Below are 11476 nucleotides of genomic sequence, written 5' to 3' on the forward strand. Positions count from 1 at the left end.
CTCGAAGCCGTTGTTAGCTTCCAAGATGGCCAAATCAAAAAGGTGCCAAAAAGACATGCGGGGAGAACGATGAGCGCTCAGGGAACGCCCGATGCGGCGGGCAGGACGGCAGGGCAGTCCAGGGATTCGGCGAAGCCAACGCCGAAGGGCGCCTGGACCGTTACCTTTCTCCTCTTTCTCTTCATGGTCGTGAACTTTGCGGACAAGATCGTCGTCGGCCTCGCCGGCGTGCCGATCATGACCGATCTGAAGCTCTCGCCGGAGCAGTTCGGCCTGCTCGGCTCCTCCTTCTTCTTCCTGTTCTCGATCGCCGCCATCGTGGTCGGCTTCATCGTCAACAAGGTGCCGACGCGCTGGGTGCTGCTGACGCTCGCGGTGATCTGGGCGCTGGCGCAGTTTCCGATGGTCGGCACCGTCTCCTTCACCACGCTCCTGATCTGCCGCATCGTGTTGGGCGCCGGCGAAGGCCCGGCCTTCTCTGTCGCCGCGCACGCCATCTACAAATGGTTCCCCGACGAGAAGCGCACGCTGCCGACCGCGATCCTGTCGCAGGGCTCGGCCTTCGGCGTCATCCTGGCCGTGCCGGCGCTGAACTGGGTCATCGTCAATCATTCCTGGCACTATGCCTTCGGCGCGCTCGGAATCGTCGGCCTCATCTGGGTTGCGGCCTGGCTCGTGCTCGGCAAGGAAGGGCCGCTGGAGGACACGCAGGTCCTCGCCGAGACCGAGCAGAAAATTCCCTACTTGCAGTTGCTGACCTCGCGCACCTTCATCGGCTGCGTCGCCGCGACTTTCGGTGCCTATTGGGCGCTGTCGCTCGGCCTGACCTGGTTCACGCCGTTCATCGTCAAGGGCCTCGGCTTCTCGCAGAGCCAGGCCGGCTTCGTCTCGATCCTCCCCTGGGTGTTCGGCGCCACCATCGTCATCCTCACCGGCTGGATCTCGCAGGTGATGATGGCGCGCGGCTACAACACGCGCGTCGCACGCGGCGTGCTCGGCTCGGTGCCGCTGGTGATCGGTGGGCTGGTTCTGGCGATGATGCCGCATGTTCAGGGTGCGGGCCTGCAGATCGCGCTGCTGGTGGTCGGCTCGGGCCTGTGCGGCGCGATCTATGTCGTCTGCCCGCCGATGCTCGGCGAGTTCACGCCGACCTCGCAGCGCGGCGCCATCCTCGCGATCTACGGTGCGCTCTACACGCTGGCCGGCATCATCGCCCCGGCCGTGATGGGCGCTACGATCCAGCGCGCCGGCAGCACGCTCGACGGCTACATGACCGGCTTCACCATCAACGCCGTGATCATGGTCGGCTCCGGTCTGCTCGGCCTGCTGCTGCTCTGGCCGAACACGGAGCGGACGAGGTTGAGCCGTGGTGCCGCGGCACAGGCCAGCGCGCTGAAGGGCGCGGTGTCGCCGACGTAAAGGTGGCGGCGGCGTGGCGAACGCTGCCGGCCACAATCACAGTCGTCCCGGCCATGACGCTGTGGAGACGGTTATGGGTCCCGCGTGCGCAATTGCGCACCAGGCGGGGACGACAGTTGAACTCGCAGCGCTACCGACTGCTCAATTGGCAGGAGCCTGCCGCCTCCGTTCCGTGAACGGCGACAGCACCACCGTCGCCACCATGAAGATCACGGACGCGCCGAACACCCAGTGCGGCGCGCTCTGGTCCATGATCCAGCCGAACAGCAGCGGCGAGACAATGCCGCCGAGATTGAAGCCGGTGGAGACGATGCCGAAGGCCCGGCCCGCGGCGCCCGCCGGCGCGGCATTGCGCACCAGCATGTCGCGCGACGGGGCGATCACGCCGGAGAGGAAGCCCGCGACCGTCATCGCCGCGGTCAAGGCCCAGCCGGGCAGCGTCATCAGCGCGATCAGCAGCACGATCGCCGCGTTCACGGCAAAGCAGGCCGCCGCGACATAGCCGTGGCGTTCGGTGTGGTCGGCGAGGAAGCCGCCGGCGAGCACGCCGGCGGCGCTGGCGCCGAGGAATGCCGTCAGCATGACGTTGGCTGCCGAATAGGACGTGCCGTAGCCGCTCATCAGCGCGACGACGCCGAAATTGTTGATGCCGGCGACGGACAGGCTGAGCAGCATGAACAGCGCCGTCAGCGTGATCAGCGCCGGGGTGATGACCGCCTGCTTCGGCGTGTTCTCCGCGCCCGGCTTTGTCTTGCTGGCGCCGGCGTCGGGAATGTTCATGACGAGCAGCAGCAGCGCCACCAGAATGCCGATCGCGCCCGACGCGATCAGCGCGCCGACGCCGCCGGACACGGCGACGAGCGCCGCCACGATCGCCGGCGCCACCGCGCCGCCGAGAAAGCCGGCAAAGGTGTGGATCGAGAAGGCGCGGCCCATCCGCGCCTCGTCCATGTGCGCGGCCAGGATCGCGTAGTCCGCGGGATGATAGACGCTGTTGGCGAGGCCCAGCAGCACGGCGCAGGCAATCAGCGAGACATAGCTGAGATGCAGGCCGAGCAGGATCAGCGCGAAGCCGCCCAGCGTGAGGCCGATCAGCAGGATCCTGCGCGCGCCAAAATGATCGACGAGATAGCCGGTCGGCGCCTGCGTCAGTCCGGACACCACCGCGAAGACGGTGAGTGCGAAGCCGAGCTCGATATAGCCTACGCCGAGCTGCGCTTTGAGAAACGGGAACAGCATCGGCAGGACCAGCAGATGAAAATGGCTGACCCAATGCGCGATCGAGATTCCCGTCAGCGTGCGCAGCGCGCTGTCCGCCTTGCCTTGCTGCGGTGCGGCGAGAACGTCGACCATTGCGGTTCCGTCTGACTTCCTTCGGGATGCGGAAACTATCGAAGGGCGGTTATTTGTCCATGAACGCAAGCGCATGGCAGGTAGCGCGGGTGGGGAAGTGACGCCGCCGAGATGCCTCCACGCTGTCGTCCCTGCTTGCGCACTAGGGCATGCACATATCTGGTGCGGCGGATTGACTCGGGTCCGCCTTGGGGGATTCCAGAATCGGAAGTCTGTGTGATTCCTATTGCTGCACTCCATGGTTCGGACGGGGTGCTGCGATGTTGTCACGGATTGACTGGACGCTGGGCCGGTTCGGGGATCGTCGTCTCGATAAAGGGGGCGGCGTTCGTCGAACGCATGGTTGCGGGCAGAACTGTCTGCCTTCGACAGCTCTCCAGGGGGAACCGCGCGCTGGAAGTGCGGTTCAACCGCTTTCTTGGCCATGACAAGGTGACGGTGGAGCGGATCATCGAAAGCTGGAGCGATAGCACGGTCGCTGCGGTGGAAGGCCGCCACGTGCTGGCCATCCAGGACACCAGCGAGGTCCACTTCAACACCACGCCGCAAAGCCGGCGCGGGCTCGGAGAAATCGGCAAAGGCAATAGCCACGGCGTGCTGCTGCACCCGCTGCTGGCTGTGGATGCCGATGACGGCAGCTGTCTTGGGCTTGTGAGCGGGCAGATATGGACACGCGCAGGTCGCCGCACGACCTCGCACGACGATCGGGAATTATCGGACAAGGAATCGCAGCGCTGGATATCCTCTGCCGTGGCGGCGCGACCACTGCTTGCCAAGGCCGCGGTGGTGACGTTGCTGGGGGATCGCGAGAGCGATATTTTTGCCCTCTATGCCAGCTCGGCTGAGCAACACTTCCACATCATCGCGCGCAGCATGCATGATCGCAAGCTTGCCGACCGCAGCAGTCTGTATCAGGTCAGCGATGCCATGGCTGCGGTGGACCGGCGTACGATCCAACTGCCTGCGCGCGCCCCGCGGCCCGCTCGCCTGGTCCACCTCGAACTTCGCTTTGACGCAATCGAGCTTGCCCGCCCACAGACTAAGTTCCTGCACCATCTGCCGAAAAGCTTGCCATTGACGGTGGTCGATGTGCGAGAGGTCAATGTCGAAGCCGGCGTAGAGCCGCTGCACTGGCGGCTTCTCACCTCTCACGAGGTTGCCGGCATCGAGGACGCCTGGCGCATCGTCCAATGGTACAAGCAGCGCTGGATTATCGAGCAGTTCTTCCGCACTCTGAAGACGCAAGGCCTCAAGCTCGAAGACAGCCAGATCGGATCCGCCGATCGGCTTCTCAAGCTGGTCGCAATCGCCGCCAAGGCGGCCGTCATCACCATCCAGCTTCTGCAGGCCCGCAATGGTAGTCGCCAGCCTATTGGCGTTGCCTTCGACACCAGCCAAATTGGCGCGCTCATTGCCCTCAACCAGCAACTCGAAGCCGCGAGCAAACGACTAAAGAACCCATATCCGCCCGACCGCCTCGCTTGGGCCGCCTGGATCATCGGCCGTCTCGGTGGCTGGGATGGCTACCCATCGTCCAAGCCGCCGGCCCCATCACCTTCAAGAACGGCCTCGAATACTTCCACGCCGTCGCGGCGGGATGGAGCCTCAGAGATATGTGCATGCCCTAGTGCGTTCGCAGGGACGACGACGGTGTTCGGGGCTGCGCCCTCACAACGGCTCGTCATCCGGCCCGTAGCGGTCACGCTTCGGTGTTGCGATGTCGCCGTCTTCGTAATCGTCGTCGTCGATGACGCGCGGCAGCGGCTTCTTCGCCTTGCTGTCCGCCGGCTTCTCGTCGGCAGGCTTGGGCGGCGCGCTCGGCTTGGCGGTCTTGCTCATGGCTGGTCCCGGATGGTGATGCTGCATCCGATCCTAGTCCGAATATGCGGGCGGTTGCTGACTTATCTCAAGAAGCCCCGTGGGGCCGTCAGTGCACGAGCGGCCCGCCGGCCTTCTTCCAGGCATCGAGGCCGCCGGCGATATGCGCCGTATTGGCAAGGCCGGCCTCCTTCGCCGCCGCCACCGCCATCGCCGAGCGTTCGCCGAAGGCGCAGAAGAACACGATGCGGCGGCCGGTGGCGGCTGCGACCTCGCGCAGCATGCCGCCGGGCTTGAGGCTTTCCTCCACCGACTGGTACGGCGCGTGCAGTGCGCCTTCGAGCATGCCGTGCTTGGCGCGCTCGTTGCCCTCGCGCAGATCGACCAGCAGGATATCCGGCCGGCCGAGACTGCGGATCGCCTCGGCCGCGCTGAGTGCGCGGCCCTCCTTCTCCAGCTCCTCCTGATGCAGGCCGACATGCATGTTGGCCGGCACCGCCACGTCCATCATCTTCGGATTGGGCAGCTTCAGATTGGCCATCAGCTCGATATATTCGTCGACCGAGCGCACCTGGAGCCTGGGATTGTAGCGCTTCTCCTCGCCGATGGTGGAGACGGTGTCGCCCTTGTAGTCGTGCGCCGGGAACACCATCGTCTCGTCCGGCAGCTTCAGCAACCGGTTGAAGATCGAATCGTACTGCGCGCGCGAGGAGCCGTTCTGGAAGTCGGTGCGGCCGGTGCCGCGGATCAGAAGCGTGTCGCCGGTGAAGACGCGATCGCCCATCAGATAGGAATAGGAATCGTCGGTGTGGCCGGGCGTGTACATCACGTCGAGCGACAGGCCCTCAATCGTCACCTTGTCGCCGTCGGCGACCCGCATCGCCACCACGTCGGCCTTGGTCTGGTCGCCCATCACGGTCATGCAATGGGTGCGGTCGCGCAGCTCGCCGAGTCCGGTGACGTGGTCGGCATGCAGATGGGTATCGACCGCCTTGACCAGCTTGAGGTCGAGCTCGCGCAGCAATTGGCAGTAGCGGTCGACCTTCTCCAGCACGGGATCCAGGATCAGCGCCTCGCCGCCGGAGCGGCTGGCAAGGAGATAACTATAGGTGCCCGAGACGCTGTCGAAGAGCTGGCGGAAGATCATGGCAGGAAGTCCGGCAGTGGAACTGGTATCGAGGGATTCTACTACGATCCCGGCTGAAAAGAGAAGTAATTCACTGTACGGAGAGGAAAATTTAGAAGATCCTTATCACGAGGCTAGCTGTCATTCCGGGGCGGCTCGAAGAGCCGAACCCGGAATCTCGAGATTCCGGGTTCGATGCTTCGCATCGCCCGGGAATGACAGTGGCTTCGCTATGGCCTCACGACCGTGTACCCGTTCTCCGCCAGAAACAGGATCTGCCCGACGCCGACCTGCACCGGCGTTGCCGCGGGGATGAATTCCGGCCGCTTGCCGGTCTCGCGTTCGATCGTGTCCACCGTGTTGAGGCAGATGTCGAACCGCACGCCTTGGGCGATCAGGCTTTCGACCTGCTTGCGTCGCTCGCTGCCCGACAGCAGGAGGTCGATGCCGGGGCCGAACGTCACGACTTCGAGCGCGATCTTGTCGGGGGCGTAGGCCTTCAGCAGGTTGTTGGCGACGCTGAGCACCAGTGCTTGCTTCTTCGCATCGCCGTCGGAGAGCTGCAGCACGATTCTGTGCTCGGCGAATGGCTTGTCCTGGAGCGGCACCTGTTGCGCCGAGGCCGGCGGGACGGCGAAGGCGAGCAGCGCCAGCATCAGCGCGGACAGGATCTGCGCGCGCCTCATCCCTGCCCCGCGATGCCTGGATTGTCGTCGACCCCCTTGAGGGTGACCCCGGAGCCGAGCCGCTCCTGAAACATCCGGCCCGAGCGCAGATATTTGCCGACGACGTCCCACACCGGCGCGCCTTGCTGGCCGGTGACCGAAGCCCAGCCTGCGACCTTGTAGCGATGGCCGGCGCTGATCGCCTTGCCAGTATGGATTCTCAGATCCGAGATGCGGCTGCCGATCGCGGCGGTCGGGGTGCAGGTGTAGCTGAGCCCGCCGGCGCGCACCATGTCGCCGCCCTGCTGGTAGTAGGGATCGGCGTTGAAGAGGTTGTCGCAGATGTCCTCGAGCACGTCCTTGATCTGGGCGCCCGTCATCTCCTGCACATAGGTCTCGGGATAGGTGATCGCGGTCTCCGCGAGCAGATCCTCCATGGTCAGCGCCTGGCCGGACAGCGCGGTGACGCCCCAGCGGAAGCCCGGCGACAGCGCGATCTCGGTGTCGAGCTCGGTGCGGAGCGCGGTGCAGATCAGCTCGTCGACCGGTCCGGAGAAATTGCCGCGGCGATAGAGCAGGCGGTCAGGCGTTGCGATCTTCTCCGACCAATCGGTCACATGCGGCGCGCGCAGCCGGCCGATCAGCTCGGCCATGGCCGGATCGGGCTTCAGCAGCTCGGAATAGACCGGCAGCAGATGATAATGAACGTCGCTGACCTTGCCCTTGTCGATGGCGAGATCGAGCACGCCGAGGAATTTTCCGTTGGAGCCGGCATTGGTGACGAGCGTGATGCCGCCGGCGTTCTTCACCGCAATCGGCTGCGGCACGGCATCATGGGTGTGGCCGCCGAGAATGACATCGATGCCGGTGACGCGGCTTGCCAGCTTGAGGTCGACGTCCATGCCGTTGTGCGACAGCAGGATGACCGCATCGACCTTGTCGGTGCCACGCAAGGCATCGACATGTTTCTGCAGTTCCTCCTCGCGGATGCCGAAGGTCCAGTCCGGCGTGAACCGCTTCGGGTGCGCGATCGGCACGTAAGGGAAGGCCTGGCCGACGATCGCGACCCGATGGCCGCCGATCTCCTTGATCATCGACGGCTTGAACACGCGCCCCGTGGCCTTGTCGAAGGCGGGGGCGTCGTTGAACGCGGCTTCCTCAGTCAGGAAGACGTTCTGCGCCAGGAATTCGCCCTTGAAGCGCTCGAGATTGTCGCGCAGCGCCTGCTCGCCATAGGTGAACTCCCAATGTCCGGTCATCGCTTCGATGCCGAGCAGGTTGGCGACCTCGACCATGTCGCGGCCCTGCATGACATTGGCAAGCCCGGTGCCTTGCCAGAGATCGCCGCCGTCGACGAGCAGCGAACGTTGCTCGCCGACGTCGCCGCGCAGGCGGTCGACCAGCGTCTTCAGATGGGCAAAGCCGCCGAGCTTGCCGAAGCGGCCTGCCGACTTCTCGAATTCGATACAAGTGAAGGCATAGGCATCGGCGCTGTCGGAGCGAATGCCGAACCGCTCCAGGAAGGCGCGGCCGACCAGATGAGGCGGCCGTCCGGCCATCTCGCCGATGCCGATATTGACGCTGGGCTCGCGGAAATAAACCGGGTTCAGCTGCGCATGCGCGTCGGTGATGTGCAGGATGCGTGCATTGCCGAACCGCTCGAGGTCGTAGATGCCAGCGGTCTCGGCACCACGTGCGAGCCGCGGCAGACCGAGCGATGCGGCGGCAAGGCCTGCAGACTTCAGGAAATCGCGGCGGCGGATCGCCATCCAAAAATTCTCCGCGCCCTCAATGGTCGCAAGACTGGTCCAGTTGAGGCCAGTCTAGCGGATTTCCATCGCCTTCCAGGCTTCTTTTTCAGACGTCGCCTGGAAGATCGACGCCTTTGCCAGCGCCTCGGCCTCCCTGGCTGCGGCGATGGCGCGGTCGAAGTCGCCGCCATCGGCCGCTTTCCTGGCCGCGGCCAGCATCGCGACGGTCACGGTCCACTGGTTGCGCAAGCCGGCAGCCTCCTTCGATGCGGCTTCGGCGGCGGTGTACGCCGCCTTGTAGTCCGCTTCGCTCGCCGCGCGCGCCGTGGCGGTGAGGTCGAGCGCGAGCAGCATGGCGAGAGCAAGTGTCCGCTTCATGGCCGCGCTCCCGGGCCCGATATCGGCAGGCCGTTGGCGACGTAGGACAGGAAATATTCGACGTCGCGGTATTCATCCGCCTGCGGCTCCAGCGGAACTGCGCGGGTCTGGCTGTTGCAGGTGACGAAGCGGCGGCTGGTCGTGCCCATGCCGCTCCATTCGGAGCGGTAGATTGGCATCGCGTTCACGATGCCGAGCGCCGGCGCCAGGATCTCGGCGCGGATGCGCTCGCCCGGGCTCTGTACATGGCAGCTGGCGCAGGAGAAGTTCATCTGGCCGCGGCGGGTGTAGAAATAGCGCTTGCCGTTCTCGAAGGCTGCGAGCGCGCGCGGATCGTCGGGGATCTTGATGTCCATCGGCTTGCCGCGCGAGGTGTAGGCCATGTACGCGGTCAGTGAGGCCATCTCGTCCTTGACGTAGGAATAGGGCGCTTCCCCATTGGCCTCGCGGCAGCGGTTGAGCGCGAGCTCCAGCGTGATGACCTTGCCTTCCTTCGTGTCGAAATAGGGATAGTTCTGGCGGACGCCGATACCGCCGTTCGGAAAGCAGTCGGCATAGGTCTTGCCGTTCTTGAACGGCGTCGCAAACATCTCCTTGCCGGCCTCAAGTGCGAACTCGTAGGGCGGAAATTCCTCCTTCTCCTGCCACTGCCGCTTTAAATCGGCGTTCATGGAGTACGGGCCGTTGACGAAGTCCTCGTGCTTCACGTCAGGAAACTTCTGGAAGAAGAAGTTCTGGAACGCCTTGGCGTCGGCCACGGGATCGACCTTGTCGGCTGCGACGACGCGCGGAGAGGTGAGGGCGAACGCAACGAGCGCGGCGCCGAGCGAGCCAAGCAGCAGGGCGGACCGGGTCTTCATCACGCGATCTTCACGGTGGTCGTATCCGAGCCACCCTTGTTGTCGGTCCAGGAGATCTTGAGCTCGTCGCCCTTTTTGGCGCCCTTGAAGCTGAACTTCACATAGGGGTCCTTGGAGACCGCGGTGCCCCAATCGGCGACGAAGACGTCCTTGCCGTTCCATTCGAATTTCAGCTGCTGGATGAAGTGCGCGGGGATCAGCTCGCCCTTGGGATCCTTCACCAGGCCGGTATCCATGGGATGCTGGATCAGCGCCTGCACCTCGGTGATGTCGCCGTTGGATGTTGCGCGCACGCGAATGCTTGATGCCATCGGACCGATCCTCCTAGCCGCCGCAGCCGCCGACGGTGACCTTCACTTCCTTGGTCGCGCTGTAGAGCTTGCCGTCGGCCTCGACGATGGCGACCATTTTGTGGTCTTGGCCATCTTCAGCCGGTTGGCGACGGCCGGAATCGTGCCCTCGGCGATCTTGTAGGACGCCGCGAGCGCGTACGGGTTCTCGGCCACCAGGAACGAGATCGAGCTCACCTTGTCGAGCGTCGTCGCCACCGAGACCGGCACGACGCCGCCGTTCTCGGCGATCTCGGGCGCATCCAGCTTGACCTTGTCCGAGGGCTCGGCGGTCTTGCCGTAGAGCGCCTTGATCGCGTCGGCCTCGTGCTTCTGCTTGAAGGCCTCCTCCGGATATTTGTCGTTGGCCGCGGCGCGCGGCGGCGAACGGCAGATTGCCAAGGCCGAGCAGTGCGACGGAGGCCGCGCCCTGAAGGATCAGGCGCCGTGTCGCAAGGGGGCCGGTGGTCATGGTCATCTCTGGTCTCCTGGCAGCCGGCCGTTACAGGGTCTGCAGGAAATCAACGATCGCGCTGATCTCCTGCTCGGTCAAAATCCGGTTGCGGCCGAACGGCGGCATCATGGTCTGCGGATTGCGCTTGGTCTCGTCGAAGATGATCGCGGTCAGCTCGTTGCGATCGGGATACTTGGCCTTGAGGTCCTTCAGCTCCGGACCGATCGTTCCCGGCAGGTCGCCGCCTTTGATGACGTGGCAGGTCAGGCAATTGCCCTTGCCGCGGTCGAACGCGAGCTTTTGGCCGTCGGCCACACTGGATTGCGCCCATGCCGCAGCCGTACCGGCGCAGAGGACCAGCGCCACTAGGATGGCAGGCTTGCAGGGAAAAGCGGTCAAGGCATCGTCCCGAGCGTTATGTCGATGATCTCATTTGTGGAAATATATAGTGCGTTCCAAAGCACAAAGGGCATCGCCTGACAATCAAGACTATGCACACGGCAAAATGGAGTTAATATCCTCCGCATTGCAACCCATGAGATAGTTCGTTCATCCAATAGGGCGGCACTAGCAAATTATTCTAGGGCGTTTGGCCCTCGGGCCTTTCCTTTTTCTGTTCGCATATTTTGGGGATCTCGCTTGGCTGAATATGTCGTCGAGTTTGGCAGGGATGGTGGACGGGTCGAGCCGGATGGGCGGCTCGACGCGCCGGCGTTCCATCGCAATCACGTGCCGATCTGGGCGGCGCTGGAACAGCACCTCACCGGGGTGACCGGCAACGTGGTCGAGCTCGGCAGCGGAACCGGCCAGCACGTGGTCCATTTCGCGCGCCACACGCCCGGCCTGATCTGGTGGCCGAGCGACCTCAATCAGCGCCATCTCAGGAGCATCGAGGCCTGGCGCGTCTATGCCGGCCTGCCAAACGTCCGCTCACCGCTGCGGATCGATCTCACCGATCCCGACTGGTGTCCCGAGATGAAGAGCGGGCTGGCGCCGACGAGCCTCGCCGCCGTGTTCTGCGCCAATGTCATCCACATCGCGCCCTGGGCCGTGGCTGAGGGCCTGTTCGCCGGCGCCGGCCGCTATCTGCGCGCCGACGGCAAGCTGTTCCTCTACGGCCCCTTCAAGCGCGACGGCAAGCACACCGCGCTCAGCAATGCGGTGTTCGACACCTCCTTGCGCGAAGGCAATCCCGAATGGGGCGTGCGCGACATCGGCGATGTCGAGACCCTCGCGACCGCCGTGGGCCTTCGCCTCGTCGATTCCATCGACATGCCCGCGAACAATCTGACGCTGGTGTTTGCACGGTAGCTACGCAGGCAG

11 protein-coding genes and 2 pseudogenes are annotated in these 11476 nt (G+C 64.5%); 3 read left to right on the top strand and 10 right to left on the bottom strand.

The window, feature by feature from the left end:
* Positions 1-69: 69 nt before the first annotated feature.
* Positions 70-1419 carry an MFS transporter gene (locus tag ACETMP_RS25430; RefSeq protein ID WP_375158309.1) on the top strand — a complete coding sequence of 450 codons (1350 nt, stop codon included), beginning with the start codon at positions 70-72 and terminating at the stop codon, positions 1417-1419.
* Positions 1420-1560: 141 nt separating this feature from the next.
* On the opposite strand, the gene ACETMP_RS25435 is transcribed toward ACETMP_RS25430, so the two are convergent.
* The gene (locus ACETMP_RS25435) at positions 1561-2772 is read right to left on the bottom strand and encodes an MFS transporter (RefSeq protein ID WP_375158310.1); all 1212 of its coding nucleotides are present in this window, start codon (positions 2770-2772) and stop codon (positions 1561-1563) included.
* A gap of 339 nt (positions 2773-3111) precedes the next feature.
* On the opposite strand from ACETMP_RS25435, the pseudogene ACETMP_RS25440 reads away from it, so the two are divergent.
* A pseudogene (locus tag ACETMP_RS25440) lies at positions 3112-4260 on the top strand (IS4 family transposase); the annotation flags it as partial.
* A gap of 180 nt (positions 4261-4440) precedes the next feature.
* Here the strand turns inward: ACETMP_RS25440 and ACETMP_RS25445 are convergent.
* The 9 genes and pseudogenes from ACETMP_RS25445 to soxX all read right to left on the bottom strand — a co-directional run bounded on the left by ACETMP_RS25445 (position 4441) and on the right by soxX (position 10552).
* Positions 4441-4611 (bottom strand): hypothetical protein, encoded by a 171-nt coding sequence (locus ACETMP_RS25445; RefSeq protein ID WP_375158311.1) that lies wholly within the window; start codon positions 4609-4611, stop codon positions 4441-4443.
* Positions 4612-4699: 88 nt separating this feature from the next.
* A complete protein-coding gene (locus ACETMP_RS25450; protein ID WP_375158312.1) occupies positions 4700-5737 on the bottom strand; it encodes an MBL fold metallo-hydrolase in 1038 nt (345 codons plus the stop codon).
* A 209-nt stretch (positions 5738-5946) separates the two neighbouring features.
* Positions 5947-6402 carry a hypothetical protein gene (locus ACETMP_RS25455; RefSeq protein ID WP_375158313.1) on the bottom strand — a complete coding sequence of 152 codons (456 nt, stop codon included), beginning with the start codon at positions 6400-6402 and terminating at the stop codon, positions 5947-5949.
* The gene (gene soxB / locus ACETMP_RS25460) at positions 6399-8150 is read right to left on the bottom strand and encodes a thiosulfohydrolase SoxB (protein WP_375158314.1); all 1752 of its coding nucleotides are present in this window, start codon (positions 8148-8150) and stop codon (positions 6399-6401) included. The genes ACETMP_RS25455 and soxB overlap by 4 nt, the downstream gene beginning before the upstream one ends.
* Positions 8151-8204: 54 nt before the next feature.
* Positions 8205-8510 carry a hypothetical protein gene (locus ACETMP_RS25465; RefSeq protein ID WP_375158315.1) on the bottom strand — a complete coding sequence of 102 codons (306 nt, stop codon included), beginning with the start codon at positions 8508-8510 and terminating at the stop codon, positions 8205-8207.
* Positions 8507-9370 carry a sulfur oxidation c-type cytochrome SoxA gene (gene soxA, locus ACETMP_RS25470; RefSeq protein WP_375158316.1) on the bottom strand — a complete coding sequence of 288 codons (864 nt, stop codon included), beginning with the start codon at positions 9368-9370 and terminating at the stop codon, positions 8507-8509. The genes ACETMP_RS25465 and soxA overlap by 4 nt, the downstream gene beginning before the upstream one ends.
* A complete protein-coding gene (gene soxZ / locus ACETMP_RS25475; protein ID WP_375158317.1) occupies positions 9370-9681 on the bottom strand; it encodes a thiosulfate oxidation carrier complex protein SoxZ in 312 nt (103 codons plus the stop codon). Before soxZ ends, soxA begins: the two co-directional genes overlap by 1 nt.
* A gap of 13 nt (positions 9682-9694) precedes the next feature.
* Positions 9695-10177, bottom strand: a pseudogene (gene soxY, locus ACETMP_RS25480) (thiosulfate oxidation carrier protein SoxY).
* Positions 10178-10201: 24 nt separating this feature from the next.
* Complete coding sequence (gene soxX, locus ACETMP_RS25485) at positions 10202-10552, bottom strand: sulfur oxidation c-type cytochrome SoxX (protein WP_375158318.1); 351 nt, start codon at positions 10550-10552, stop codon at positions 10202-10204.
* A 240-nt stretch (positions 10553-10792) separates the two neighbouring features.
* Between soxX and ACETMP_RS25490 the strand changes: the two genes are divergently transcribed.
* Positions 10793-11464: a DUF938 domain-containing protein gene (locus ACETMP_RS25490; protein ID WP_375158319.1), complete on the top strand. Its 672-nt coding sequence runs from the start codon at positions 10793-10795 to the stop codon at positions 11462-11464.
* Positions 11465-11476: the final 12 nt, after the last annotated feature.

Source organism: Bradyrhizobium dasycarpum (genome assembly GCF_042019905.1).
Lineage (GTDB): Bacteria > Pseudomonadota > Alphaproteobacteria > Rhizobiales > Xanthobacteraceae > Bradyrhizobium > Bradyrhizobium japonicum_B.